The sequence below is a fragment of the Streptomyces sp. F001 genome (assembly GCF_004187715.1).
In the GTDB taxonomy this organism is placed as follows: domain Bacteria; phylum Actinomycetota; class Actinomycetes; order Streptomycetales; family Streptomycetaceae; genus Streptomyces; species Streptomyces flavusporus.
Genome location: NZ_QZWF01000005.1, coordinates 339,015 through 364,820 on the forward strand (window position 1 = coordinate 339,015; position 25,806 = coordinate 364,820).

Below are 25,806 nucleotides of genomic sequence, written 5' to 3' on the forward strand. Positions count from 1 at the left end.
CGCGACCGGGGAGCCCGGCCCTTCCGCTTGTGCCCGCATCAACGGCTCAACGGCCCTCGGGCTCACTCCACGTGCGGGCCCGCAAGGGCATCCCCGAGTCACCGGAATCGGGCGTTCTGACGGCCAGCACCTGGTTGACCCCGATGCGGTTGCGCTCGAAGGCGAGCGCGGAGGCGGCCATGTACAGCTGCCAGACGCGGGCGCGGCCGGGGCTGGTGAGCTTGGCGGCCCGGGCCCAGTCGGCCTCCAGGTTGGCGACCCAGCGACGCAGGGTCAGGGCGTAGTGCTCGCGGATCGACTCCACGTCGCGCACCTCGAACTGCGCACGTTCGAGTTGGGTGACGGTGGTGCCGATGGGCTGGAGCTCGCCGTCGGGGAAGACGTAGGAGTCGATGAACTCGTCGACCCGGTACGAGGATTCGTCCCGCTGCGGCCGCCGCCCGATCTGGTGGTTGAGCAGCCGCCCACCGGGCTTCAGGAGCCGGTACAGCACGTCGCAGTACTCCAGGTACCGCTCGGCGCCGACGTGTTCGGCCATGCCGATGGACGAGACGGCGTCGTACGGCCCGTCGGTGACATCCCGATAGTCCTGCACTCGGATCTCGACCATGGCGGTGAGCCCCTCGTCGGCGACACGCTTACGGGCGTACGCCGCCTGCTCCTGCGACAGTGTGATGCCGACGACGCTCACGCCGTGCTCTCGGGCGGCGTGGATGGCCATCGAACCCCAGCCGCAGCCGACATCGAGGAGCCGCTGACCGGGCTTCAGAGCGAGCTTGCGGCAGACGAGTTCGAGCTTGTCGCGCTGGGCGTCCTCGAGAGTACCGGCGTCCTCCCAATAGGCGCAGGAGTAGACCATGGACGGGCCCAGCACGAGCTCGTAGAAGTCGTTGCCGACGTCGTAGTGGTGGCTGATGGCCCGCCTGTCGCTGCGCCGGGTGTGCAGATGACGTCGTCTGCGGACCTCCTCCCGCGGTGGGGCGGGCGGCAGCGCGGGCCCGGCCAGCCGCACCAGGCCGCGGACGGCGGCGCGCACCTCGGGGTCGCGCAGCGCCTCACCGAGACCGCGGGCGTCCTCACCGCGCTCCCAGAGCAGCCCGGCGAGCAGGCCGAGGGCGGTGTACAGGTCACCGTCCACATCGACGTCCCCGGCGACCCAGGCGCGGGCGAGTCCGAGTTCGCCCGGTTTCCACAGCAGCCGGCGCAAGGCCCGCCGGTTGCGTACGACGAGCACCGGCGCGCCCGGCGGGCCCGCCTGCGTACCGTCCCAGGCGCGAATGCGCACCAGGATCGGAGTTCCCAGCACCTGTTCGAGCAGCCCCTTCAGCCGCGGCGCGGCGTCAGCCATGGCGCACACCTCCGTGACGGTCATCCCGGAATGTCCAACACCACGTAAACACCTGCGGGGCTTGCTGGCAGTCCCCCACGCGCGTTACGGCTGAGCAAATCCCTGTCAGGGGGAGTTGTCAGAGTTCCCTGAGAGCGTCCAGAGTGATGTCGATGTCGATGTCGTACGGCGCACTGAGCTTGAGCAGGTCGCGGTGAGTGCCGGTCAGGTCGTAGGTCTTGGACACGGGGTCGAGTTCATAGGTTCGGACCACAGGATGCTTGTTCGCACCACCCAGCTCGACGAGCCAGTAGTGCGGGATGCCCGCGGCGGCGTACTTGTGGGGCTTGGTGTCGCGATCACGGGCTTCGGAGTCCGGGGAAACGACCTCGACGGCGAGCAGGACGTCGGCGGCCTGGAAGCGAGTCTGTTCCAGGTCGTCGACGACGGCCTCGGCGCGAACGACGGAGAGGTCGGGCTCGGGGCCGTTGCGGCGATCGAGGACGACGGTCATCTCGCGCTCGACCTTCAGTTCCTTCGGGACCGTCCGACGCAGGCCGTTCAGCAGCAGTTCGATCATCTTGGCGTGAAAGCGGCGCTGCGGACTCACGAAGACCAGGCTCCCGTCGATCAGCTCGGTGTGCGGCGGGAGGTCGGGCAGCGTGAACAGGTCGTCCACGGTGTATCCGTCCCGGGGCGGCACCGGCCAGCGGCAGCCGGGCTCAGCGGTCGGCTCGGCGGTCATGATTCCTCCCATGGGCGGGATTCTCGGCCTGCCCGTCCACGGTAGCCGCCGGAATGGATGATCGTCATCACAAAGAGTGACGTCAGGACTCTTCGGGCTTCGGGGGCCAGGCCCACGTCCTTGGCACGGTCATCCGGCAGCCTCCGCACCAGCGACGACGACATCGGCCCAGACGGTCAGTCCCCTACCCGCCCGCCGCGTTCCCCACCGGTCGGCCAGTGCGTCGGTGATCAGCAGTCCGCGGCCGTGCTCCTGCTCCAGGACTGGCAGCCCTGCCGTGCCCGGGGACGGCATCGGCGAGTACTCCTTGCCCTCGTCGGTGACGCTGATCGTGACCATCCGGGAGGTGAGAGCGCAGGTGACCGTGATGGTGTGGCTGTCGGTGTGCTCCAGGGCATTGGCGACGAGCTCTCCGGTGATCGTTTCCAGATCGTCCGTCGTACCGGCTGGCACACCCCACGACCGGGCCGTCTCGCGCACATAGCGCCGGGCGGCGCTTGCGGAGGTGAGGTCGCGACCGCGGAGTGTGAGCAGACCGAACGCGCGGAGTTCGGTGGGGCTGCGCGCCAGGGCGTCGTAAAGCACAGTCGGCAACGACGCGGAGGCCGGCCAGCCCCTCGGGCCCGCCGATCCCTGGCGAGCAGGGCACCCCGCGATACGGCGATGAGCAACACGTCCTGGAGCGCATCCGCCAACTGATCGGCGAGACCGGCGAATTCCGCGCCACCACCTGGGCCACACCCAGGAAGCACCTCACGCGCACGCCCCAGCAGTCGCTCCGCGAGCCCGAGCTGCACGTCCTCGATCCGGTCGGCAAGCCGGGAGGCGGGGCCGCCGTCGCCGTCCGTGAGCAGCAGACAGGGCTGACCGTGGGCACCGGTCCAGGGCAGCAGCCGTACATGGTCGCTCATGAAGCCGCTCCCAGGCAGGCGTGGATGTCACGGGCGTCGAGATCGACTCCGTACGTGGCACACCAGAGGATGTCCCGGCGCAGGCGCTGGATCCGGGCCTTCTCCTCCCGCTCGTGGGCGGTGAGGTAGGGGCGGACGAGGGCGGTGCCGGTGCCGTCGATGAGGGCGTACCAGTGGCGGACAGTGGGGGCGGGGATGGGGCGGGGCAGCGCGGGCCGCTCGTACGGCGAGTGGGACGGAAACCGCACCACCGGCCGCCGATCCGCTCGGTGACGACCCGAGGCCGTGACGACTCTCCGCAGCCAACGAGCCATGTGCTCCATGTAGTTGATCACGTCCTCAACTCCTCGAAGAACGATCGAACCAGTCGAGGGAAGCCTGTCACGGGAATCCCATGGAAGGATCTACCGTAAAGGGAGTTCATCAATGTGGGTGACGGGCTTCGGATCCACGTCCGATTCGCCGAAGCAGCCCATAAAGTCAGGCGCCGTTGGCTTACAGAAGGGGCCGAAAGGGCTGGCCCCAGGGAGGGATCAGCGACATGACCGCCACGCAGACGGGACCAGCCGGCCGCATGCAGATCGCGCGAGGGCTGATCTCGCTGCGCGAGCGATGCGAGCTGACCCAGACTCAAGTGGCCCAGAAGGCAGGCGTCAGCACCACAACAGTCAGCCGGTACGAAACGTGGCAGGACCGAGCCCGCATCCGGTGGGCAACGGTCAAGGCCTTGGCTGACGCCTGCGAGGCCACGCCCCAGGAATGCGAGGCCCTCGTAACCATCGCCAAGTCACAAGCAGACGGCTGGTGGGTGGGCAATGACGCGGTGCCGGAGTGGATGGACCCGCTCGTCTCCTTCGAGTACGCAGCCGCGTACGAGCACGTGTTCGCCAATTCGGTGGTTCCCGGTCTGCTTCAGACGAAGGAGTACGCCCTCGCCGTCCACCAGGCGCGGGAAGTACGCAGCTCGAACGAGGAGATCGAGCGGATGGTGGACGCGCGCGTCCAGCGCCAGAGCATCCTGCGGCGCGACCCGGCCCTGCATCTGTGGGTGGTCCTGGACGAGGCGGTCCTCCGCAGGACCATAGGAGACACGGAGGTCATGATTCGCCAGCTCGAGCACCTCCACGAGGTAGCAAAGAGCCCCAACGTCGACGTCCAGATCCTGCCGTTCAGCGCCGGGGCCCATGCTGCGGGAGCCAGCCATTTCGTGGTCCTGGGGCGGGACGACGAGCGGGAGCCCCTGAATTCGATGGCCGTCGTGTACATCGAGATGCGCCGCCGCGGGCTGTACCTCGATGACGCGGAGGACGTGAGTGCCTATAAGTTGACGTTCGACTACCTTCGTTCCCAAGCCCTGGACACGACCGCCTCATCACGGCTGATCACCAGAGCACGACAGGAGCTGTCCTCATGACCGGCATAGCAACTTCCCTGAAGAAGCAGACAGTTGCGACATGGTTCAAGAGCAGCTACAGCGGCGGCGAAGGCAACGAATGCGTGGAGATCGCCGCCCTCCGAACCCAAGTGGCCGTACGCGACTCGAAAGTTCCCCATGGGGACACGCTCGTTGTCTCGGCCGATGCCTTTGCCGCGTTCGTCGAAGGCATCACAGGGGGGTAGCGGCTCTTCGAGGTCGAGCGGTGGAGCCGTCTTACGTCCGGCTCAGGCCGACGAGTTGGCCGAGTAAACGCCGAAGGGACCACCCACACCACGGACGGCAGGTGGCCCCTTCGGGGTGTTCAAGTGACCGGAGGTCAGGAGGCCTTGGCCTTCTCCTCCGTCTTGGTCGCGGCAGCGACCGGCGGCGCCGGCTTGGCCGCCTCGTAGAACTCCTCGCGCGGGGACTCCAGCGCGCCGAGGGCGACGACCTCGCGCTTGAGGAACATGCCCAGCGTCCAGTCGGCGAAGACCCGGATCTTGCGGTTCCAGGTCGGCATGGCCATGCCGTGGTAGCCACGGTGCATGTACCAGGCGAGACGGCCCTTGACCTTGATCTTCATCTTGCCCATGACGATCATCGCCACGCCCTTGTGGAGGCCGAGCCCGGCCACCGCGCCCTTGTTGGCGTGCGAGTACTCCTTCTGCGGGAAGCCCCGCATGCCGGAGATCACATTGTCGCCGAGGACCTTGGCCTGGCGGAGGGCGTGCTGGGCGTTCGGCGGGCACCAGGCGTTCTCCACGCCGGCCTTGCGGGCGGCGACGTCCGGCACCTGGGCGTTGTCGCCCGCGGCCCAGATGTAGTCGGTGCCCTGGACCTGGAGGGTCGCCGCCGTGTCGACGTGGCCGCGCGGGCCGAGGGGGAGGCCGTAGCGGGCCAGGACCGGGTTGGGCTTGACGCCCGCGGTCCACACGATGGTGTTGGAGTCGACCTCGAGGCCGTTCTTCAGCACCACGTGGCCGTCGATGCAGGAGTCCATGGAGGTGGACAGGTAGATCTCGACGCCGCGGCTCTCCAGGTGCTCCTTGCCATACTGGCCGAGCTTGGGGCCGACCTCGGGGAGGATCTTGTCGGCGGCGTCGACGAGGATGAAGCGCATGTCCTCACGGGACACGTTGTTGTAGTACTTCGCCGCGTCGCGGGCCAGGTCCTCGACCTCGCCGATGGTCTCCGCACCCGCGAAGCCACCGCCGATGAAGACGAAGGTGAGCGCCTTGCGGCGGATCTCCTCGTCGGTGGTGGAGTCGGCCTTGTCGAGCTGCTCGAGGACGTGGTTGCGCAGACCGATGGCCTCCTCGATGCCCTTCATGCCGATGCCCTGCTCGGCGAGGCCGGGGATCGGGAAGGTGCGGGAGACCGCGCCGAGCGCGACGACGAGGTAGTCGAAGGGGAGCTCGTACGCTTCACCGACCAGCGGGGAGATCGTGGCGACCTTGCGGTCCTGGTCGATGGTGGTGACCCGGCCGGTGAGCACCTCCGCCTTGGGAAGCACGCGTCGCAGCGGGACGACGACGTGTCGCGGGGAGATGTTGCCGGCGGCGGTTTCGGGAAGGAAGGGCTGGTAGGTCATGTACGACCGGGGGTCGACGACCGTGACGGTCGCCTCGCCGTAGCGCATCTTCTTGAGAATGCGCCGAGCTGCGTACAGGCCTACGTACCCACCGCCTACTACGAGGATCCTGGGACGCTCCGTGGTGCTCATGCCATCGAGTATCCACCCGCCTCAGGGGGGTAGTTCGTGCGCCCCTTCACAAGCTCTTGCAGGCCCTGTGTTACACTCCCCCGCCCGCGTGACGCAGGTCATGGTCACGCCCGGAACCGAGGGGCGGTACGACCCGTTGTCAATGCCGCGTGAGCTGCCTCTCTGGGTCGCCGGCCCCCCCGTGAGCCGGTCGAAACACGCTTCCGCGAGAGCCTTCCAGTGCACCCCTACAGCAGCCTTCTGAACGCGTTCAAGGGCTGTTGGACCCCTGGAAGGGGTAACTGGACCCTTTCCGCGCTCCAGCAGGGCCAAATTCCTTGTGAAGAACTTCACGAAGTTTTCCGACGGAGCGTCGCGAAGGTGCTCACGGAGACCCTTCGGATGAGCTCATACGCTAGCCGACCTGCTCAACTGATGACTACTGGCCAGTAGTAAACGAGACCCGGAACACCCTGCGCGAGCGATCTGCGCCACCGACCGTGCGCCGTCACCGAACGGCCCTCAGTGCGCTTCGAGGAGGTGGGTGGAGGCGGCCCGCAGGATTTCCCGCAGGATCGGCGGCGTGGCCCAGGGGACCACGGACCGGAGGCAGGCGGCGGAGCGGGCGTCCTTGTCGAGCAGCAGAGCCGCGTGCAGCTCCGCGATCAGGGGAGGGAGCAGGTGCGCGCAGCCGCCCGGGTGCTCGCTGGTCACACCGGCGAGCACGCCTTCTTCGAAGGTGTCGTGCTCGTCCGACTCGACCCACCAGGAGAAGTCCCGCAGGCGGGCATACCGCAGCTCCGCCTCCCAGGGAGACATGGGGAGTGCCTCGAAGCGGGCGATCCCTTCTCGCTGCGACGTACGCAGCGATGAGGCGGTGTGTGCCAGGAACTCCAGCCAGCCCTGATCCCCGGCGGCCGCATCCAGCCTCGTGAGAAAACCCGGCGGCAGGTCCCGGTCCGGGGATGTCCTCAGCTCCTCGGCGATGAGGTCGAGGAGGGCTGCCAGCGTGGCGCTCGGCATGGCCCACCTCGCTGTGGCGCTGCTGTCCAGTGTTCGGTTGATGCGCGCGACCTCGTCGGCGAACGGTGTCGTCCCGCCGCGTTCGCGTGCCGAGGCGAGGATGTCGAGGAGCCTCGCCACCATCCCGTTGTCGAAGACGGCGCCGGTGTGGGCTGTCACGGCCGGCCGCTGCTCTCGGCTCCCCAATGACGCTCCCCCGTCAGTCTCCCCAGTCCCAGGATGTGCCGGTTCAGGCAACGGACCAGGCAATACCGTCGAGGATGTCGTGCTCGCTCACGACGACCTCGTCCGCGCCGATCCGCTCCATGATCGACAGCAGGACGAGAGCCCCCGCGGCGATGACGTCCACCCGCCCCGGATGCATGGAGGGGACGGCCGCGCGTTCGGCGTGGGTGGAGTGCAGCAGCCAGTCGGTGATCTCGCGGACCCTGTCGTGGGAGACACGGGAGTGGTGGATGCGGGCCGAGTCGTACTCGGGCAGGTTCTGCGCGATCGCCGACACCGTCGTCACCGAGCCGGCCAGGCCGACCAGCGTGTGCGCCTCGCGCAGCGGCACCGTCTCCTCGGCGAGGTCGAGCGCCGCCTCGATGTCCGCCCGCATCGCGGCGATCTGCTCCTCGGTCGGCGGGTCGGAGACCACGCCGTCGCGGACCAGGTGCCGTTCCGTCATCCGCACACAGCCGACGTCGACCGAGCGCGCCGCGCGGACGTGGTCCTCGCCGACGACGAACTCGGTCGAGCCGCCGCCGATGTCCACGACGAGGTAGGGCTTGGGGAGATGGTCGTGTTCCGCCAGTTCCCTGGTCGCGCCGGTGAAGGAGAACTCGGCCTCCTGGTCGCCGGTGATGACCTCGGGCTCGACGCCCAGAATGTCCATGACCCCGCGCACGAAGTCGTCCCGGTTCTCGGCGTCCCGGGAGGCGGAGGTGGCGACGAAGCGGAGCCGTTCGGCGCCGTGCTCCTTGATGATCGCGGCGTACTCGCGGCAGGCCGCGAAGGTCCGCTCCAGGGCCTCGGGGGCCAGGCGGCCGGTGCGGTCGACGCCCTGGCCGAGCCGCACGATCGTCATGCGGCGGTCCAGGTCGACGAGTTCGCCGGTGGCCGGGTCGGCGTCGGCGACCAACAGCCGGATGGAGTTCGTGCCGCAGTCGACGGCGGCGACTCGGGTCACTGGTCGTTCTCCTCGTTCGGTACGGTCACGCAGGCGCCCTTGCGCCACCACTCCGGCAGCATGGCGAGGGCCTCGTCGCCGAGGGGATTCACGCCGGGTCCGGCGGCCAGCGAGTGGGCGACCAGGACGTGCAGGCACTTCACCCGGTCCGGCATGCCGCCGGCGCTCGGGAAGCCCTTCAGCTCCTCGATCTCGTCCCGGCGCCGGATGTAGTCCTCGTGCGCGGCGCGGTAGGCGGCGGCGAGCTCGGGGTCGGTCTCCAGGCGGGCCGTCATCTCCTTCATCACGCCGTTCGCCTCCAGGGTGCCGATCGCCGAGGACGCCTTGGGGCAGGTCAGGTAGTACAGCGTCGGGAAGGGCGTGCCGTCGGGCAGCCGCGGGGCGGTCTCCACGACGTCCGGCTGCCCGCACGGGCACCGGTGCGCGATGGCGCGCAGCCCGCGCGGCGGCCGGCCGAGCTGCTGCTTGAAGGCCTCGACGTCCGCGTCGGTGGGCTCGGTGCCGGGGTGGCGCGGGGGGGTCTCCATGACGTTCTTTCTCTTGTGTTCACTGGTCGGAGGCGTCGGACTTGTCGACGCCGTCCCAGACGTTCGCGTACCAGGGGCGGTCGGCCGCCCCGGAGTCGGCGTGCGACTGCCGTGCCGCGTCCGGGTCGATCACGACGTAACCGGTCTCCCCCGGCATCACATAGTGCAGTCGCTGCCGGATCTGCTGCTCCGCGTACGCGTCGTCCTGCCAGCGTGCCTTGAGGTCGCGCAGTTCCTCGACCTGCTGCCGGGCCTGTTCCTGCTGCCGCTGGAGGTCGGCGATCTCGGCGCGCTGGGCGACGTACTGCCTTATCGGATAGGCGAGGGCGACCACCAGCGAGCAGACGACGAGCGCGAGCAGTGCGGCGCGGCCGGTCAGCCGGGAGCGGCGGGCCTGGCGCCGGGTCTGGGAGCGGTAGACGCGGGCGGCCGTCTGCTCGCCGAGCAGCCGGATCCTGGTCGTGGTGGAGAAACGGTCCCGGTCCTTGGCGGCCATCTCCCACTCCCGTCACACGCGCGTACGTCCCCGCACACGGTACGGGACCGAGTACGGGGACGTACGTACGACGCTTCCTACGAGGCTCTGCTCAGCCCTTGAAGCGGGGGAACGCCGAGCGGCCGGCGTACACCGCGGCGTCGTCGAGGATCTCCTCGATGCGCAGCAGCTGGTTGTACTTGGCGACGCGCTCGGAGCGGGCCGGGGCACCGGTCTTGATCTGACCGCAGTTGGTGGCGACGGCCAGGTCGGCGATGGTGACGTCCTCGGTCTCGCCGGAGCGGTGGGACATCATGCACTTGAAGCCGTTGCGCTGGGCCATCTCGACGGCGTCCAGGGTCTCGGTCAGCGAGCCGATCTGGTTGACCTTGACCAGCAGGGCGTTGGCGGCGCCCTCCTCGATGCCCCTGGCCAGGCGCTCGGGGTTGGTGACGAACAGGTCGTCGCCGACGAGCTGGACCTTGTCACCGAGCCCCGCGGTGATGGTCTTCCAGCCCTCCCAGTCGTCCTCGAACAGCGGGTCCTCGATGGAGACCAGCGGGTAGGCGTCGACCAGTTCGGCGTAGTACTCGGTCATCTCGGCGGCCGAGCGCGCCTTGCCCTCGAAGAGGTAGGAGCCGTCCTTGTAGAACTCGGACGCGGCGACGTCGAGCGCAAGGGCGATCTGCTCGCCGGGGGTGTAGCCGGCCTCCTTGATCGCCTCGAGGATGAGGTCGAGGGCCTCGCGGTTGGAGCCGAGGTTGGGGGCGAAGCCGCCCTCGTCGCCGAGGCCGGTGGCCAGGCCCTTGCTCTTCAGGACCTTCTTGAGGGTGTGGTAGACCTCGGTGCCCCAGCGCAGGGCCTCGGAGAAGGACTCCGCGCCGATCGGGGCGATCATGAACTCCTGGATGTCCACGTTGGAGTCGGCGTGCGAGCCGCCGTTCAGGATGTTCATCATCGGCACCGGCAGCAGGTGCGCGTTCGGGCCGCCCAGGTAGCGGAAGAGCGGCAGGTCGCTGGCCTCGGAGGCGGCGTGCGCGACGGCGAGCGAGACGCCGAGGATGGCGTTGGCGCCGAGGGAGCCCTTGTTGTCGGTGGCGTCCAGGTCGAACATCGCCTGGTCGATCAGGCGCTGCTCGGTGGCGTCGTAGCCGACCAGCTCAGGGCCGATCTGCTCGATGACGGCCAGGACGGCCTTCTCGACGCCCTTGCCCTGGTAGCGGTTGGGGTCGCCGTCGCGGAGCTCGATGGCCTCGAAGGCGCCCGTGGAGGCGCCGGACGGGACGGCGGCACGACCCGTGCTGCCGTCGTCGAGGCCGACCTCGACCTCGACCGTGGGGTTGCCTCGGGAGTCCAGGATTTCCCGGGCTACGACGACGTCGATGGACGGCACGAGCATCTCCTTCGTGGATGTGACGCGGTTTAGCAGGACCGCAGCGGCTCTGCGAGACGAGCCTAACCGGCTCCGTGGGATCGGCCAGCCGGTCGCCCACCCCGTGGACGAAACCGATCGTAAATTGTTTCCGAACGGAACAAAGACGGTTCCTCAAGAATGAGGGCCCGAGCGAAGAACGGGGGCTCCGAGCGAAGAACGAGGCGCGAGCGGTGACACAAAAGACCCGCCCCGGCGCGTACGGGGGAACACGCACCGGGGCGGGGGCCCGTGGGGACGGGGACCCTCACGGGGTCTGCGAAGCCCGGATCACTTCAGGTCAGGTGAAGCTGCCGACCCGGGTGGATCCGGATCACTTCAGGTGCAGCTGCTGACCGGGGTAGATGAGGTCGGCGTCCTCGACGATGTCCTTGTTCAGCTGGAACAGCTTCTCCCAGCCGCCCTTGACGTCGTGCTCCGCGGCGATGGTGCTGAGCGTGTCGCCGGTGACGACCTTGTACTCGCCGTCACCCTTCTCGACCTTCTCACCGGTCGGGGTGGTGACGGTCTTCTGCGCCGGGCGCTCCTGCGAACGGGAGGCCGGCTGCTGCTCGGTCGAGCGAGTGGTGGTCTCGGTGCTGCTCTGCGAGGAGCCCTCCGAGGAGGAGTCGCTCGCGCCGCCGCCGGTGTACGTGGCGTTCGACAGGCCCGTGCCGCAGTGCGGCCAGGCGCCCTTGCCCTGACCCGCGAGCACCTTCTCGGCGATCTGGATCTGCTGCGCCTTGGTGGCCTGGTCGGCCGTGGCGGCGTACTGCGTGCCGCCGTACGCGGCCCAGGTGGAGGCGGAGAACTGCAGACCGCCGTAGTAGCCGTTGCCGGTGTTGATGGACCAGTTGCCGCCCGACTCGCACTGGGCGACGGCGTCCCACTCGGAGGCGGTGGCGGCGGAGGCGCTGCCGGCCGCCATCAGCGGGGCGGCGACGGCGGCGGCGCCGGTGACGCCGACGACGGCTATGGCGCGAGCGGCCTTGGACGGACGACGGTGCTTGCCCTTGCTGGAAAACAGCATGGAGAGATCCCCTCACCGACGCCTGCGAGGTGAGCTGTCGGGTTCGGGCCGGTTGAGTTGCCCGGCCACGCCCCTGTGGGGAGGCGTGACTTCACCCCAAGCCGTACCGGCTCAACTGTCCGGTGCGGCGCTTACCTTGGGTCCCCCGCTCCTGCCTACGGCGCTTGACGCGACGACTGTTCCCGAACGGCCGCTGGCAGGATTCGGCGTTGCGGCAGCCGGGGCTCGCATTGGCGAGCGGTCATGACCGTAGACACGCGATTGGCGGAATTTCAAAGAGGATCAGGGCCTCTGAGACTCATCCCACACTTTCACTAAACCGGACATTAGGTGCGAAGTGTGACGTGAACTCCCGCTACTTTTCGCCCGGTTCGACCCCGACATCCAACGTCTGACCGGGGATGATGTGGTTGGGGTCGGCGCCGATGATCTCCTTGTTGTCCGCATAGAGCACAGGCCATCCCTCTTGGACGCCAAGGGAGTCGGCGATGCCCCAGAGACTGTCCCCCTCGCGCACGGTGTACGACCCGTCGGCGGCATCGCGGGCGGAGGCGCTGTCGCGCGAGGCGTGGCGGCCCGAGGACTCGGCCGTACGAGCGTCGGTGGCGTCCTCGTCGGCACTGTCGCCGCGATGCTTGCCCGTACCGGTGTCGATCAGACCGGAATCGCCTTCACTCTGCCCCGAGTTGTCCGAGTCCGTGGACTTCGAGGTGGCCTTGGGTGAGCTGTCGGATTCCTGATATTTGTCCGAGGTGGAGTCGGTGGGCGTCGGGCTCGCGGAACCGTCCGTCGCATTCGATGCCGAGTCAGACGACGGGGACGGCGCGGTGGATTCAGGCGAAGACCCTGCTGAATCAGGCGAACCGGATGAGTTGGAGGAACCGGACAAGCCGAGCGAGTTGCGCAGGCTCTCGGAAGTGTCCGACGAGGTGTCACCGGCCACACCCGTGTCCACATCGGCCGAACTCTTGTCGGCGTTGAGACCGGCGGTGAGCCCGCAGGTGCCCCACGCGCCCACGCCCTGGTCCGCGAGCACCTTCTCGGCGACGGCTATCTGCTGCGAACGACTGGCCTGGTCGGCGCTGGCCGCGTACGCGAGGCCGCCGTACCGCTCCCAGTCCTCCTGGGACAACTGCAGCCCTCCGTAGTACCCGTCGCCCGCGTTGGCGCTCCAGGAGCCGCCGCTCTCACACTCCGCCACCCGGTCCCACGTCGTGCCGCTGGCCGCGCTCGCGCCGGTGGCGCCGAGGAGTGGGATGGCGATGGCGGACCCGGTCACGCCGGCCGCGACCACGAGGGCCGGAACCTGGCGGGGGCGACGGTGACGACCGTTCCCGGAGAGCATGCGGGGACCTTTCACGAGACAGCAGTGACCGGCGCGGCGACTGGTGTTCGACGTCGCGCTGATGGGTGAACGTATCGGCAGTCGATCACTTGTCACAAGTTAATGCCGCGCAGATCACGTGAAGATCACAGAGTTGAGGTCGTGTCACGTTTTCGGTGCCGGAGTGGAGAGTTCCGGTCGAATCCGGGGAGTTGCCTTACGAAATGGGCGTGAACTCCACGGGCAGCGTGCGCAGTCCGCGCATGATGAGGCCGCCACGCCAGCGCAACTCGCTCGGGTCCACGGCCAGTCGGAGGTCCGGGAGGCGGGTGAGGAGGGTCGCGAGCGCGGTCTGCCCCTCCAGGCGGGCGAGCGGCGCGCCGAGGCAGTAGTGGATGCCGTGCCCGTAGCCGAGGTGCTGGTTGTCACGGCGGGCGAGGTCGAGGGTGTCCGGATCGGCGAACCGCTGCGGATCCCGGTCCGCGGCGGCGAGTACGACGAGCACGGGGTCGCCGGGCGCGATGTCCTGCCCGCCGATGGTGAGCGGCTGGGTGGCGAACCGCCAGGTGGCCAGCTCCACCGGGCCGTCGTAGCGCAGGAGTTCCTCGACCCCGGTTTCCAGGAGGCCACGGTCGCCGGTGGCGAGGGCCTGCTGGAGGCGGGTGCGCTGTTCGGGGTGGGTGAGCAGGGCGTAGGTGCCGTTGCCGATCAGGTTGACGGTGGTCTCGAACCCGGCGAACAGCAGGATGAACGCCATCGCCGCGGCCTCGTTCTCGGTGAGGTGCTCGCCGTGGTCGGAGGCGCGGATGAGGCCGGAGATGAGGTCCTCGCCCGGGACCGGTTCGGCGGAGAGCGACTCGCGCTTGCGGTGGATGAGGTCGGCAAGATAGCCGCGCATCTTCTTCACCGACCGCGCGACCCCGCCCCGCGGGCCTCCCCCGTGCCGGATCATCATGCCCGCCCAGTCCCGGAAGTCGTCCTGGTCCTCGCGGGGGACGCCGAGCAGGTCGCAGATGGCGTAGATGGGGAGCGGGAAGGCGAACTCGTGGATGAGGTCGGCGGAGCCGTTGCGGGCGAACCGGTCGAGGAGGTCGTCGGTGAGCTCCTGCACCCGGGGCGCGAACTCGGCGACGCGGCGGGGCGTGAAGGCCTTGGAGACGAGCCGGCGGAGGCGGGTGTGGTCCGGCGGGTCGATGTTGAGCAGATGCGTCATCAGCTCCGCCTTGCGCTCACCGGGGATACCCGTCTTGCCCTTGGCGTGCGCGGGCTCGTCGTGGTGGGCGGGGTTCTTGCTGAGCCGCTGGTCGGCGAGGGCCTGCTTGGCGTCGGCGTAACGGGTGACCAGCCAGGCCTCCACACCGCTGGGGAGCCGTGTCCGGTGGACGGGGGCGTGCTCACGGAGCCAGGCGTAGGCCGGGTAGGGGTTGGTGGCGAACTCCCACGTGAAGAGCTCGGGGCGTCCTGGTGGGGCTCGGGCGGTGGGGCTGGCTGGTCACCTGTTGACGGTATCCGGAGGCGGAGGGGCGGGTGACATCGGTCGCCGGTCGGCATCGGTCGGCATCGGTCGTCGGTCGGCATCGGTCGCCGGTCGGCGGGTGACATCGGTCGCCGGTCGGCGGGTGACGTCAGTCGCCGGTCCCGGCTGTGTCGGAATCCGTCCGCTGTCCCCGGCTCTCGGTCTCCCTGATCGCATCCCGGTAGGCCCGCGCCGCCGCCCGTAGCGCCGCTTCCGGGTCGACGCCCTCCGCCTCGGCCCGTATCGCCAGCGCCAGCAGCTCGTACCCGACGCCCTCGGTCTTCGGCAGGGGCACCTCCAGGCCCGCCGTACGCACCCGGGACGCCAGCTTCGCCGCGAGGGCCAGGCCCGGCTGGTGCAGGGGGATGCCCTCCGTCACCGACGTACGCCGCTTCTCCTGTGCCTTCGTGCGCAGCCAGTGCTCCTTGACCTCCTCGGGTGTCGAGGCCGTCTCGTCCCCGAAGACATGCGGATGGCGGTGGATGAGCTTGGCGACGATGCCGGCCGCCACGTCGTCGATCGAGAAGGGCGCGTCCGGGTCCTCCTCGGCTATCCGGGCGTGGAAGACGACCTGGAGGAGGACGTCACCGAGTTCCTCGCGCAGCTCCTCGCGGTCGCCGTCCTCGATCGCCTCGACGAGTTCGTACGCCTCCTCGATGCCGTACTTCGCCAGGCCCTGGTGGGTCTGCCGGGACGACCACGGGCATTCGGCGCGGATACGGTCCATGACCTGCACGAGGTCGAGGAGGCGGGCGCCCGGCAGGTCGTAGGAGGCGGGGAGCAGCTCCAGCTCCGGCATCTGCACGCGTCCGGTGCCGGCGAGGCGGGCCAGGCCGTCGGTCAGCGCGGGCTCGCCCTCACCCGTGGCGACGACCACCACGGTGTGCCCGTCGGCGCACACGTCGACCAGTTCCTCGGCGGTCGGGGACTCCTCGGCCACGGATATCCCCGCCTCCCGCAGATACGGCAGCTGCGGATGTGCCCCGTCCCCGCAGAGCACCCGGTCGGCGGTGCGCAACGCCTGCCACGCCGGCCAGGAGAGCAGGCCGGGCGCGACACGGTGACTGGTGGTGAGCAGGACGATCCGGCCGGGGGCGAGGTCGGGGCTCGTGTCCGGGGCGCCTTCGAAGCTGGTTGCGTTCACGATCCGAACGTAACCCACGTCGCCGACAAGCCCTCGAGTTGTCCACAGGCAGGCCGCCGCACCGTTACGCCGGTTGCTGTGCCTGCGCCGTCGAGACGTCCCGTACCCACGGCGCCTGCTGGTCGACGCGGCTGCTCCGCTCGACGTCCCAGGCGCCGTAGCGCGGGTTGAGGTCGACGTTCAGCTTCTCGGAAGCCTTGGACAGGGCGTCCCAGAAGGCCGGCTGGCTGGTGTCGGTGCCGAGCTTCGCGGCGAGCTTCTGGGCCTCGAGCTGGAGACGGAGATTCTCGTCCAGCCGCTCCGGCGCAATGCTGTACTGCTGCAGCCAGGCCGTCTGCAGCGCCTCGGGGCCACCGACCTGCTCCTCCAGGCCGGCCCGCATCTCCTGGACCTCCTTGCGGCTGACGGTGATGCCGGCGTCCTGGGCGGCGCGGTGCAGCACCCGGTCCAGGACCATGTTGTGCAGGGTGTCGCGGGACAGGGTGCCGGTGTTGGCGATGGCCTGCGCGTACTGCGCCTCGCCGTTCACCGCCGTCCGCTGCGCCGCGCGCACCTCGTTCACCCTGCTCTCGAGCTGGGACACGGTGATCCGCTGACCGCCGACGACGGCCGCCGCACCGGGGTGCGCATCGTTTCCGCAGGCGGTGAGGAGCGGGCCCGCGGCGATCGCGGCGGACAGGAGGAGCGCGGTGCGACGACGGCGGTGCAAGGAAACCTCCCGAGGAGATTGCAATAACAGGTGCGGCGCGCAGCGCCTCCACCAGGGGTGGTGGTCGGGCGACGGGCGGGCGCACAAAGTCTTGCGGTGATCGATAGTAGGCAGCGGCCCAGCTTTGGCCAACCCATTCGACCAACGATTCACCAGGACTTCGGGCACCGCCGCGCCACCCGGCCGCAGGAGGACTACCCGCGTACCTGGCCCAGCCACTGCAGCGTCCGGCGTACCTCCACCGCCAGCGGATGCCCGGGGCCGTTCAGCCGTTCCACGTCGTGCAGGAGCCGGGCCAGCGTGTCGTGCGCGGCGGCACGGTCGCCGACGGCGAGGAGAAGGTGGCCGATGCGGCGGCGGACGTCGTGGGAGAGCTCGGGGTCGCCGGAGACGTACTGGTTCTCGTAGTACGGCAGCAGCGCCCGGTACGCGGCGAGCGCCGCCGCCGGTTCGCCGAGCTGTTCGAGGCACTGGGCGGCCTCGTAGCGGAACCGCAGGGACTGCGGGTCGGCCTGGCCGGCCTCGGCGGCGCGCTCGTCGGCGAGGCGGCGCAGTTCGGGGAGCGCGCGCCGGTACTGGCCGTCGTCCATGAGCGTGGCCGCGTACTGCTTGCGCAGGGTGCGGACGACCGGTGAGTGCTCACCGTGCTGCTGCGCGGCGGCGGGCAGGATCGCGCCGAGGATGTCCACGGCCTGGGTGATGCGTCCCTCGCCCAGGAGACGCTTGACCTCGTCGACGGCGCTCGCGACGTCCGGCTGCTCGGCGACCGGTGTGACGGGGGCGGGCTGGGGAGCGGGCGTGCGCGCGCGTCCGGCCACGGGGCGTGCGGGCGCAGGAAGGGGCGCGTGGGGTCGAGGGGCGCCCCGGTGGGCGTGCCGCGCGCGGGCAGGAGCGGCGCCAGGTCCTCGTACACCTCCTGCGCGGAGGCGGGCCGGTGCTGTGGGTCCTTGGCGAGCAGGCGCAGGACGAGGGCTTCGAGCGCCTCGGGAACCTCGGGCCGGATCCGGCGCACGGGCAGCGGCGGCTCGTACAGGTGCCGGTGCAGCACACCGAGCGCCGTGGAACCCGCGAACGGGACGTCGCCGCTGAGGAGTTCGTGCAGGAGTACACCGAGTGCGTACAGGTCCGTGTACGGGCCGACCGCGCCGCCCATCGCCTGCTCGGGCGCCATGTAGGCGGGCGAGCCGATGGGCGAACCGGTGTGCGTCAGGCGCGTGGTGTCGGTGTCCATGACGGAGGCGACGCCCAGGTCGAGGACGGTGACCGTGCCGTCCTGCTTCACCATCACGTTGCGCGGCTTCAGGTCGCGGTGCACGATCGGCACCGCGTGCACGGCGCTCAGTACGGCGCACAGTTGCGCGGCGACCGCGACCGCCCACTGCCACGGGTACGGCGTGTGCTCGGCGAGATGGTCGGAGAGGTCGGCGCCGTCGACGTACTGCATGACGAGGAACAGCTCCTCGCCCGCACTGCCCGCGTCGTGCACGGTGACGAGCCCGGGGTGGTCGACCTGCGCGGTCACCCGGCACTCGCGCACGAAACGACGGCGCAACTCGTCGGCCTCCTGCCCGGCCACCTTGTCGGGGCGCAGCAGCTTCACCGCCACGCGCCGGTCGAGCCGCTGGTCGTAGGCCGTCCAGACCTGGCCCATGCCGCCCTGTCCGATGAGCGTGGCCAGTTCGTAGCGGCCGGCGACGACGCGTGCTGTCGTCACGGTCACCGTCCGCCCTCGTGGTTGCCGTCGGGCCAGCCCTCGCGCTGACCGCCCTGCTTGCGCAGGTAGTCGCTGAGCTCGTCGAGTTCGGCACGCACCTGGTCGATCCGGGCCGGCGCGGGGCGCTGGGGCGGCGAGGCGGTATCGGCGGGCCGGGGGTGGCGGCGTGGCGGGCGTGGCGGCCTGGGATATCGGGCGGGGTGGGCGCGCTTCGGGTGAGCGGGGGCTGCGGGACGGTCGTCGCCGTGTGGTACGAAGCCTGGGCCGGCGGCTGCGGATAGCCGTACGCCGCGGTGGGCTGCGGGGCGTAGCCGCCGCCGTAGCGGAGCTGGTGGAAGTGGCGTACGTCCGCGGCGAGGTAGTACGCGATCACCGCCACGAGCGTGCCCAGCAGCAGTGCGAGGCCGGTCCAGCCGCCCGCGGTGTGGATCTCTTCGCCGGGTTCGCTGCCGAGCAGCACCACGGCCAGGATGTCGATGGCCAGCACCGCCACGAAGAGGCCCCAGTCCAGCGACCTGCGGGTGACGATCGCCAGGCGCAGCAGCATCGTCCAGGTCAGGAACCCGAGGCTGAGGACGGAGATCGCCACGAACAGCACACGCAGGAGGACCAGCCACGCCGTCGGGGGCGGCTGCTTCACCGGCTGCGTGTAGCCGTGGCCATGCATGGCTGCTCCTGGTGCCTGAGGTGGGCGGACGAGGCCGGCCGGCGTCGGGCAACGCCAGTCGTGCGATTGTCGCATCGAGCGTATAGGTCGACACCGACAAGCGGTCCCGGGTTGTATCGAACCGTTGTCGCACTGATCACTGCCGTCGTTCACGCCGCGTGCGATCTCACGCCCTGTACCGGCCCGTGCCGCTCACAGTCGGTGCCGCATCCACACGTTGGGCTCGACGTACACCGCGAACCCGTGCTCCGGCTCGCAGCGCACGGGCACCAGGGCACCGGGCACCTCGATGTCGCCTGCAGCGTCGAAGGGCAGCCCGGTCCAGCGGCGCCAGTCGTGCAGCGAGGCGGCCACCGCCATCGACGCCGGCGCCACGGAGTGGACGGTGGCGCCCGCCCGGGCGTGGACGCGCAGCCAGGGGTCGTGCGGGAGCCCGTCGGGGCGCACTCGGCGGGCGTACTCCTCCATGGGCGTACGGGGTTCCAGGTGCTTGGCGCTGGGGCGCACGGGGGCGACGACCTCGTTGAAGCCGAGGGCGCGGGCGTTGTCGCGCATCGCCGTGAGCATGCGGCCGGACAGGCCGAGGCCCTGGGCGTGCGGGGCGACGGTGATCGAGATCGCGCTGACCGTGTCGGGGCGGACACCGTGACGCAGGTCGGCGAACGCCCACAGAAGCACCTCGTCCCAGCCACGGGCGGGCAGTTCACCACGGCCCTCGGCGGCGAGCGCGAAGGGAACGCTGTGAGCGTGCGCGACGACCTCACCGTTCTCGTCCTCGGCGAACTGCACGTACTGCGGCAGTTCGGCGGCGATCTGCGGATAGTAGGCGTCCCCCACCGGGTCGTTGATGACGAACTTCGGCCAGGTGTTGGCCATCCCGGCCACCCGGTCGAGCATGTCCGGCCGTTCGGCGAGACTCGATACCTTCAGCTCCATACGGCCACGCCAGGCGGCGGCCCGGCGGCGGGGGAACGGATTTTCGCGCACCCCGGCCTCACTCAGTCCGCTGCGGCCGTCGGTGCACCAGGATCCGCCCGTCGGGGCGACGGCAGACGGTCGTCGCGACGCGGTGCAGCCATCCACTTCGCACCGCCTCGCCCCGCTCGACAACTCCGAGCACCCGGTCCTGATCGTCGACCTGCTCCACCAGTTCGCCCATGACCCACACCGTTCCACACCGCTCTGACAGCGGTGCCCGCAGGCCGCGAAACATGGGGAAGCTCAGGCGCCGCACTGCTGGAGCATCATGTTCTTGTCCGCCGCCGTGACAGGCAGCTCGTACTTGAGCGCCACTTGCGCGAACCGCGCCGAGTACGAGCAGCGGATCGCCTTGCTGGGCGGCAGCCATGACGCTGGTCCCGAGTCGCGTTTGGCGGAGTTCGTGGAGCCCGAGACCGGCAGGAGATTCAGCGCGTCGTTGGCCACCCGCTGCCGCTTCTCCTCGTCCCAGCGAGCCGCACCCATCTGCCAGGCGTACGACAACGGCACGACATGGTCCACCTGCACCTCGGTGGCCTTCGCCTTCTTCCAGGCGATGTCCTTGCCCGTGTACGGGTCGTGCAGCTTCATCGAGACGACCACGCAGTCGGAACCGGCGCGGAACCGGATGCTTTGACCATCGCGTTTCAGCAAGTCGTTACGCGTGTCGCAGCCGTTCCTCGCGAGCGGCACCCCGTCGGCCGTGTCCATCCAGGCATAGCCGAACTCGTCACGGTCGTAGCCCGTCTTCGCCCCCCGCCCCTTCGTGGACAGCTCCTCGATGAGGTTGCGGGCCGCGGCCTTGTCCACGTCCGTCGTCAGGGGCGCGAGCCCTGGTTTCGTACCGTCCGGATTCTTGAGCGGACTGACCGCCTGCCCGGCCTGCGCAGCCCGTCCGGATCCCGCCGAGGAGTCGTCTTCGCCGAGACCCTCGCATCCCGAGACGAGGAGCACGGCAGTGGCCAGCACCGTCGCCGCGCGGAAGAAGCGCGCGTTCCCTGCTCCCCCGGCGCGCAGCGCCACAGCGGCGGCCGCGGCCCCGCCTCTCAGACGCGTCACGGTGCGCCCCTTTCCTTGCCTGCCCTGGCCGCCCGTAGGGGCGGGCTGTGCCCGGTCCCACGGTAGCGGCCGAGAGGTCCAGACCACAGCAGCCCCAACCCTGCATTCCTCGCAAGTCGGGCGTATCGTCGGTTCTGAGTCACCTCCGGAAGGAGCTCTGGATGGGCATCTTCGACAGGTTCAGGCACAAGGGGGCCCAGGACAGGGCCAAGCAAATGTCCGACGCCGCGGAGAAGAAGGTCAACGAGAAGACGGGCAACAAGTACGAGGGCCAAGTCGACACTGCCCAGCAGAAGATCGAGGGTCAGCTCGGCATGGACCGCGACCGGCCGCCCGAGCAGCCGTAGACCGGCAGACCCACGGAGGACACCTGGCCGGCCACGGGGCACAACTCCCTGATGGCAGCCCCCTGAACCACCTTGGAACAGAGGCCGTCCGCGGTACTCCACCACCCGCGGACGGCTTCGTGCGCCCTTCGCCCCTCGATCACCGCCGCCGCTAAGACCCCAGAACCGACGCCAGGAACTCCCCGACCCACCCGAGCAGCTCCCGCCCGACCAGCGGCTTCCCGCCCACCTTCGCGGTCTTCGGCCGCGGCACCAGCACCTGGTGGACCGCCGGCTTGATGACCGTCCCCGGGTACAGCCGCTTGAGCCGCAGTTCCTGCGACTCCCGCAACTCCACCGGTGCGAAGCGGATGTTGTTGCCCTGGAGGACGATCTCGCCGACGCCACACGCGCGTGCGAGCATGCGCAGGCCCGCCACCAGGAGGAGGTTCTCCACCGGTTCCGGCAACTTGCCGTAGCGGTCGACGAGTTCCTCCCGTACGGCCTTGATGTCCTCCTCCGTGTTGGCGGAGGCGATGGAGCGGTAGGCCTGCAGCCGGAGGCGCTCACCCGGCGCGTAGTCGTGCGGTACGTGGGCGTCGACGGGCAGTTCGATCTTGACCTCGAGCGGCGGCTCCTCCTCGATCTCGCCGGTCTCCAGCTGACGCCGGTAGTCCGCGACCGCCTCGCCGACCATCCGGACGTACAGATCGAATCCCACGCCCGCGATGTGCCCCGACTGCTCGCCGCCGAGGAGGTTTCCGGCTCCCCGGATCTCCAGGTCCTTCATCGCCACGTACATGCCCGCGCCCATCTCGGTGTGCTGGGCGATGGTGGCGAGCCGCTCGTGCGCGGTCTCCGTCAGCGGCTTCTCCGGCGGGTACAGGAAGTACGCGTACCCGCGCTCACGCCCACGCCCCACGCGCCCGCGCAGCTGGTGCAGCTGCGACAGACCGAAGGTGTCCCCTCGTTCGACGATCAGCGTGTTCGCGTTGGAGATGTCGATGCCGGACTCGACGATCGTCGTCGACACGAGCACGTCGAACTTCTTCTCCCAGAAGTCGACGACGACCTGCTCCAGCGCCGACTCCGACATCTGCCCGTGGGCGGTGGCGATGCGCGCCTCGGGGACGATCTCGCGGAGCCGGGCCGCCGCGCGGTCGATGGACTCCACCCGGTTGTGGATGTAGAAGACCTGGCCCTCGCGCAGCAGTTCACGCCGGATCGCCGCGCCGATCTGCTTCTCCTCGTACGGCCCGACGAAGGTCAGCACCGGATGCCGTTCCTCCGGCGGGGTCGTGATCGTGGACATCTCGCGGATGCCGGTCACCGCCATCTCGAGCGTGCGCGGGATCGGCGTGGCCGACATGGTCAGCACGTCGACGTTGGCCCGCAGCTTCTTCAGCTGCTCCTTGTGCTCGACGCCGAACCGCTGCTCCTCGTCGACGATGACGAGCCCCAGGTCCTTGAACTTCGTCTCGGAGGAGAAGAGGCGGTGCGTGCCGATGACGACGTCCACCGAGCCCTCCCGCAGGCCCTCCAGGACCGCTTTCGCCTCGGTGTCCGTCTGGAACCGGGACAGCGCCTTCACGCTCACCGGGAACTGCGCGTACCGCTCGCTGAACGTCCCGAAGTGCTGCTGCACCAGCAGCGTCGTCGGTACGAGGACCGCGGCCTGCTTGCCGTCCTGTACGGCCTTGAAGGCGGCGCGGACCGCGATCTCCGTCTTGCCGTAGCCGACGTCGCCGCAGATCAGACGGTCCATCGGGACCGACTTCTCCATGTCCTCCTTGACCTCGGCGATGGTCGTCAGCTGGTCGGGCGTCTCCGCGTAGGGGAAGGCGTCCTCCAGCTCGCGCTGCCACGGGGTGTCCGGCGCGAAGGTGTGCCCGGGGGCCGCCATGCGCGCGCTGTACAGCTTGATGAGGTCCGCCGCGATCTCCTTGACGGCCTTCTTCGCGCGTGCCTTGGTCTTCGTCCAGTCCGCGCCGCCCAGGCGGTGCAGCGTGGGCGCCTCGCCGCCGACGTACTTGGTGATCTGTTCCAGCTGGTCGGTGGGGATGTAGAGGCGGTCGCCGGGCTGGCCGCGCTTGGCGGGGGCGTACTCCACGACGAGGTACTCGCGTGTGGCGCCCTGCACGGTGCGCTGCACCATCTCGATGTAGCGGCCCACGCCGTGCTGCTCGTGGACGATGTGGTCGCCCGCCTCCAGGGTGAGCGGGTCGATGGTCTTGCGGCGGCGGGCGGGCATGCGGGCGCCGTCGCGGCCGGCCGCCTTCTGGCCGGACAGGTCGGTCTCGGTGAGCACCGCGAGCCTGAGCGCCGGGTCGACGAAGCCGTGGTCGATCGAGCCGCACGCCACGTGCACCACGGAGGGGGAGATCTCCCCCAGGTCGGTGTCCAGGCGGGCGGCGATGCCCTCGCCGCCGAGCACCTCGACCGTGCGGGCGGCCGGGCCGTGGCCCTCGGTGACGAAGACCGTGCGCCAGCCGTCGGCGAGCCAGCCCTTGGTGTCGGCGAGCGCCTTGGCGGTGTCGCCGCGGTAGGTCTCCGGGGCGTGCATGCCGAGCTTGAGCGTGTCCGCGTCGAGTTCTTCGTCGGCGGCGAACGGCGACACCGACCACCACATCATGTCCAGCTCGCGGGCCCGGTCGCGGACGTCGGCGATGGACCACAGCGAGGCCGCGCCGACATCGATCGGCGCCTCCCCGCCCCCCGCGGTGGCCGCCCAGGAGGCCTGCAGGAACTCCTGCGAGGTCGCCACGAGATCCGCGGCACGCGTGCGTACCCGCTCCGGATCGCATACGACGGCCATGGCGCCCTTCGGCAGTACGTCGAGCAGCAGCTCCATGTCGTCGACGAGGACGGGCGCGAGCGACTCCATGCCCTCCACCGCGATGCCCTCGGCGATCTTGCCGAGCAGCTCGCCCAGCTCGGGGTGCGCCTCGGCGAGGGCACGCGCGCGCGTGCGGACGTCTTCCGTCAACAGAAGTTCACGGCAGGGCGAGGCCCACAGGCCGTGCTCGGCGACCTCCAGCGACCGCTGGTCGGCCACCTTGAAGTAGCGGATCTCCTCGACGTCGTCGCCCCAGAACTCGATGCGCAGGGGGTGCTCTTCGGTGGGCGGGAAGACGTCCAGGATGCCGCCTCGCACGGCGAACTCGCCGCGCTTCTCGACCAGCTCCACGCGCGCGTACGCGGCGGCGGCGAGGGCGTCGACGATCTCGTTCAGGTCGGCGGTCTGCCCGGTCCTCAGCGCCACCGGCTCCAGGTCGCCCAGGCCCTTGACCTGGGGCTGGAGCACGGATCGCACGGGGGCCACGACGACGGAGACCGGGCCGGTCTCGGGGTCGTCGGGGCTGGGGTGGGCGAGTCGGCGCAGCACGGCGAGGCGCCGGCCCACGGTGTCGCTGCGCGGGCTCAGCCGTTCGTGCGGCAGCGTCTCCCAGGACGGGTACTCGACGACTCCCTCCGGCGGCAGCAGCGAGCGCAGCGCCGCCGCCAGGTCCTCCGCCTCGCGCCCGGTGGCCGTCACCGCCAGCACCGGGCGGCCGCTCTCGCGGGCGAGGGCCGCGAGAGCGAAGGGGCGGGCCGCCTGGGGGCCGACCAGATCGACGTGCATCTGGTTGCCGTCCGAGGCCGCCTTGATCGCTTCCGCGAGTGCGGCGTCCTTGACGACGGCGTCGAGCAGACCGTGCAGGCTCATGGAGAGGCTTTCCGTCCTGGATGACAGGGGTGACTGGGGTGGGCAACGCGAACCGCCCGACACGCGTGGCGGGCCGGGGGTCTCCAGAGTACGTCGCCGCCGGGGCTGTCACCCGGGGGAGTGAACACGCTGGGCCGGGAGGAGAGGGGTGGGCTAACATGGACCCATATCTAGTCCCACATTAGTCCATCTCTTGATCGAGAGGCCGGCAGCCATGAACGCAGTCGAAGCCCAGCGGCAGTACAACGTCCACGAGGCCAAGACCAACTTCTCCCGGATACTGCAACTGGTCGAGACCGGGGAAGAGGTCGTCATCAGCAGGGCAGGGCAGCCGGTAGCCAAGGTCGTGCCACTGCGAGCCGCACTCCGGCGCACAGCGCGAGGCTCCCTTCGGGAGCCCGTGGTCTTCCACGACGACTTCGACGACATGTCGACCGACGAAGGGTTCGCCGAGGCGTTCGGGCTGCGGCAGGGGGAGCACGCGTGAAAGTACTGGCCGACACTCACGTCGTGATCTGGTGGCTGCTCGATTCCTCGGAGCTGCCCGACGACATCAAGGATCTGCTCGACACGGAAGTGGAGGCTTACGTCAGCGCGGTGACCCCGTGGGAGGTTGCCGTAAAGCAAACGCTCGGGAAGCTGGACGCCCCCGCCGACCTGCCGGAGCGTGTCCGGGACTGTCAGCTGAAGCAACTCCCGATCACGGCGCAACACGGCATCCACGCGGCACGGCTGCCGCTCCACCACCGCGACCCCTTCGACCGCATACTCGTCGCCCAGGCCCAGCTGGAAGGCCTGACCCTCATCACCCGCGACACCTGGATCCAGAAGTACGACGTCCCACTCCTGCGGGCATGAAGCGGGCCCGGCGCCGGCGAGTCCCCAAGACTCCCCGGCGCCGGGCCTTCCCCCGCAACCCCCGTA

24 protein-coding genes, 2 pseudogenes and 1 riboswitch are annotated in these 25,806 nt (G+C 69.8%); of the genes and pseudogenes, 6 read left to right on the forward strand and 20 right to left on the reverse strand.

Annotation, left to right across the window (positions count from 1 at the left end; all coding sequences use genetic code 11):
- Positions 1–46: 46 nt before the first annotated feature.
- The 4 genes from StrepF001_RS21710 to StrepF001_RS21730 all read right to left on the reverse strand — a co-directional run bounded on the left by StrepF001_RS21710 (position 47) and on the right by StrepF001_RS21730 (position 3,318).
- Positions 47–1,348 (reverse strand): class I SAM-dependent methyltransferase, encoded by a 1,302-nt coding sequence (locus tag StrepF001_RS21710; RefSeq protein ID WP_129799887.1) that lies wholly within the window; start codon positions 1,346–1,348, stop codon positions 47–49.
- 118 nt (positions 1,349–1,466) lie between these two features.
- A complete protein-coding gene (locus StrepF001_RS21715) occupies positions 1,467–2,072 on the reverse strand; it encodes a Uma2 family endonuclease (protein ID WP_129800088.1) in 606 nt (201 codons plus the stop codon).
- A 129-nt stretch (positions 2,073–2,201) separates the two neighbouring features.
- Positions 2,202–2,657: an ATP-binding protein gene (locus tag StrepF001_RS21720; RefSeq protein ID WP_240797638.1), complete on the reverse strand. Its 456-nt coding sequence runs from the start codon at positions 2,655–2,657 to the stop codon at positions 2,202–2,204.
- A gap of 322 nt (positions 2,658–2,979) precedes the next feature.
- On the reverse strand, positions 2,980–3,318 hold the full coding sequence (locus StrepF001_RS21730; protein WP_129799889.1) for a hypothetical protein: 339 nt from the start codon (positions 3,316–3,318) through the stop codon (positions 2,980–2,982).
- Between the two features lie 206 nt (positions 3,319–3,524).
- Between StrepF001_RS21730 and StrepF001_RS21735 the strand changes: the two genes are divergently transcribed.
- Together StrepF001_RS21735 and StrepF001_RS21740 are read left to right on the forward strand one after the other, a co-directional pair.
- Positions 3,525–4,397 carry a helix-turn-helix transcriptional regulator gene (locus StrepF001_RS21735; protein ID WP_240797602.1) on the forward strand — a complete coding sequence of 291 codons (873 nt, stop codon included), beginning with the start codon at positions 3,525–3,527 and terminating at the stop codon, positions 4,395–4,397.
- Positions 4,394–4,603, forward strand: a complete 210-nt coding sequence (locus tag StrepF001_RS21740; protein WP_129799890.1) for a DUF397 domain-containing protein — start codon at positions 4,394–4,396, stop codon at positions 4,601–4,603. The genes StrepF001_RS21735 and StrepF001_RS21740 overlap by 4 nt, the downstream gene beginning before the upstream one ends.
- A 134-nt stretch (positions 4,604–4,737) precedes the next feature.
- Here StrepF001_RS21740 and StrepF001_RS21745 read toward each other — a convergent pair whose 3' ends face one another.
- The 12 genes and pseudogenes from StrepF001_RS21745 to StrepF001_RS21800 form a co-directional block, all read right to left on the reverse strand.
- Positions 4,738–6,123 (reverse strand): NAD(P)/FAD-dependent oxidoreductase, encoded by a 1,386-nt coding sequence (locus tag StrepF001_RS21745; RefSeq protein ID WP_129799891.1) that lies wholly within the window; start codon positions 6,121–6,123, stop codon positions 4,738–4,740.
- Between the two features lie 501 nt (positions 6,124–6,624).
- Positions 6,625–7,284 carry a hypothetical protein gene (locus StrepF001_RS21750; protein ID WP_129799892.1) on the reverse strand — a complete coding sequence of 220 codons (660 nt, stop codon included), beginning with the start codon at positions 7,282–7,284 and terminating at the stop codon, positions 6,625–6,627.
- 70 nt (positions 7,285–7,354) lie between these two features.
- Positions 7,355–8,296 carry a Ppx/GppA phosphatase family protein gene (locus tag StrepF001_RS21755; RefSeq protein WP_129799893.1) on the reverse strand — a complete coding sequence of 314 codons (942 nt, stop codon included), beginning with the start codon at positions 8,294–8,296 and terminating at the stop codon, positions 7,355–7,357.
- Positions 8,293–8,823 carry a DUF501 domain-containing protein gene (locus StrepF001_RS21760; RefSeq protein ID WP_129799894.1) on the reverse strand — a complete coding sequence of 177 codons (531 nt, stop codon included), beginning with the start codon at positions 8,821–8,823 and terminating at the stop codon, positions 8,293–8,295. The genes StrepF001_RS21755 and StrepF001_RS21760 overlap by 4 nt, the downstream gene beginning before the upstream one ends.
- Positions 8,824–8,842: 19 nt before the next feature.
- The gene (locus StrepF001_RS21765) at positions 8,843–9,319 is read right to left on the reverse strand and encodes a septum formation initiator family protein (protein ID WP_129799895.1); all 477 of its coding nucleotides are present in this window, start codon (positions 9,317–9,319) and stop codon (positions 8,843–8,845) included.
- Between the two features lie 91 nt (positions 9,320–9,410).
- A complete protein-coding gene (gene eno / locus StrepF001_RS21770) occupies positions 9,411–10,691 on the reverse strand; it encodes a phosphopyruvate hydratase (protein ID WP_129799896.1) in 1,281 nt (426 codons plus the stop codon).
- A gap of 352 nt (positions 10,692–11,043) precedes the next feature.
- Positions 11,044–11,739, reverse strand: a complete 696-nt coding sequence (locus StrepF001_RS21775; protein WP_129799897.1) for a transglycosylase family protein — start codon at positions 11,737–11,739, stop codon at positions 11,044–11,046.
- 4 nt (positions 11,740–11,743) lie between these two features.
- Positions 11,744–11,912: riboswitch (cyclic di-AMP (ydaO/yuaA leader) on the reverse strand.
- Between the two features lie 182 nt (positions 11,913–12,094).
- Positions 12,095–13,084, reverse strand: coding sequence for a transglycosylase family protein (locus tag StrepF001_RS21780; RefSeq protein WP_129799898.1), 990 nt, complete (start codon positions 13,082–13,084; stop codon positions 12,095–12,097).
- A 196-nt stretch (positions 13,085–13,280) separates the two neighbouring features.
- The gene (locus StrepF001_RS21785; RefSeq protein WP_240797603.1) at positions 13,281–14,420 is read right to left on the reverse strand and encodes a cytochrome P450; all 1,140 of its coding nucleotides are present in this window, start codon (positions 14,418–14,420) and stop codon (positions 13,281–13,283) included.
- Positions 14,421–14,688: 268 nt separating this feature from the next.
- Positions 14,689–15,723, reverse strand: a complete 1,035-nt coding sequence (locus tag StrepF001_RS21790; protein ID WP_129799899.1) for a nucleoside triphosphate pyrophosphohydrolase — start codon at positions 15,721–15,723, stop codon at positions 14,689–14,691.
- Between the two features lie 64 nt (positions 15,724–15,787).
- Complete coding sequence (locus StrepF001_RS21795) at positions 15,788–16,432, reverse strand: SurA N-terminal domain-containing protein (protein WP_129799900.1); 645 nt, start codon at positions 16,430–16,432, stop codon at positions 15,788–15,790.
- Positions 16,433–16,626: 194 nt separating this feature from the next.
- Positions 16,627–18,083: pseudogene (locus StrepF001_RS21800) on the reverse strand (serine/threonine-protein kinase).
- 446 nt (positions 18,084–18,529) lie between these two features.
- On the opposite strand from StrepF001_RS21800, the gene StrepF001_RS45685 reads away from it, so the two are divergent.
- Entirely contained in the window at positions 18,530–18,799 is a 270-nt protein-coding gene (locus tag StrepF001_RS45685) for a hypothetical protein (RefSeq protein ID WP_165396323.1), read from the forward strand.
- A gap of 206 nt (positions 18,800–19,005) precedes the next feature.
- Here StrepF001_RS45685 and StrepF001_RS21810 read toward each other — a convergent pair whose 3' ends face one another.
- The 3 genes and pseudogenes from StrepF001_RS21810 to StrepF001_RS21820 form a co-directional block, all read right to left on the reverse strand.
- Positions 19,006–19,749 (reverse strand): N-acetyltransferase, encoded by a 744-nt coding sequence (locus StrepF001_RS21810; RefSeq protein WP_129800090.1) that lies wholly within the window; start codon positions 19,747–19,749, stop codon positions 19,006–19,008.
- Positions 19,750–19,822: 73 nt separating this feature from the next.
- Positions 19,823–19,972: pseudogene (locus StrepF001_RS21815) on the reverse strand (NTP pyrophosphohydrolase); the annotation flags it as partial.
- 62 nt (positions 19,973–20,034) lie between these two features.
- A complete protein-coding gene (locus tag StrepF001_RS21820) occupies positions 20,035–20,760 on the reverse strand; it encodes an HNH endonuclease family protein (protein ID WP_129800091.1) in 726 nt (241 codons plus the stop codon).
- 251 nt (positions 20,761–21,011) lie between these two features.
- On the opposite strand from StrepF001_RS21820, the gene StrepF001_RS21825 reads away from it, so the two are divergent.
- Positions 21,012–21,197, forward strand: coding sequence for an antitoxin (locus StrepF001_RS21825; RefSeq protein WP_129799901.1), 186 nt, complete (start codon positions 21,012–21,014; stop codon positions 21,195–21,197).
- 151 nt (positions 21,198–21,348) lie between these two features.
- On the opposite strand, the gene mfd is transcribed toward StrepF001_RS21825, so the two are convergent.
- Positions 21,349–24,882, reverse strand: a complete 3,534-nt coding sequence (gene mfd / locus StrepF001_RS21830; RefSeq protein ID WP_129799902.1) for a transcription-repair coupling factor — start codon at positions 24,880–24,882, stop codon at positions 21,349–21,351.
- 214 nt (positions 24,883–25,096) lie between these two features.
- Between mfd and StrepF001_RS21835 the strand changes: the two genes are divergently transcribed.
- Together StrepF001_RS21835 and StrepF001_RS21840 are read left to right on the forward strand one after the other, a co-directional pair.
- The gene (locus StrepF001_RS21835; protein ID WP_129799903.1) at positions 25,097–25,369 is read left to right on the forward strand and encodes a type II toxin-antitoxin system prevent-host-death family antitoxin; all 273 of its coding nucleotides are present in this window, start codon (positions 25,097–25,099) and stop codon (positions 25,367–25,369) included.
- Positions 25,366–25,740, forward strand: a complete 375-nt coding sequence (locus tag StrepF001_RS21840; protein WP_129799904.1) for a type II toxin-antitoxin system VapC family toxin — start codon at positions 25,366–25,368, stop codon at positions 25,738–25,740. The genes StrepF001_RS21835 and StrepF001_RS21840 overlap by 4 nt, the downstream gene beginning before the upstream one ends.
- Positions 25,741–25,806: the final 66 nt, after the last annotated feature.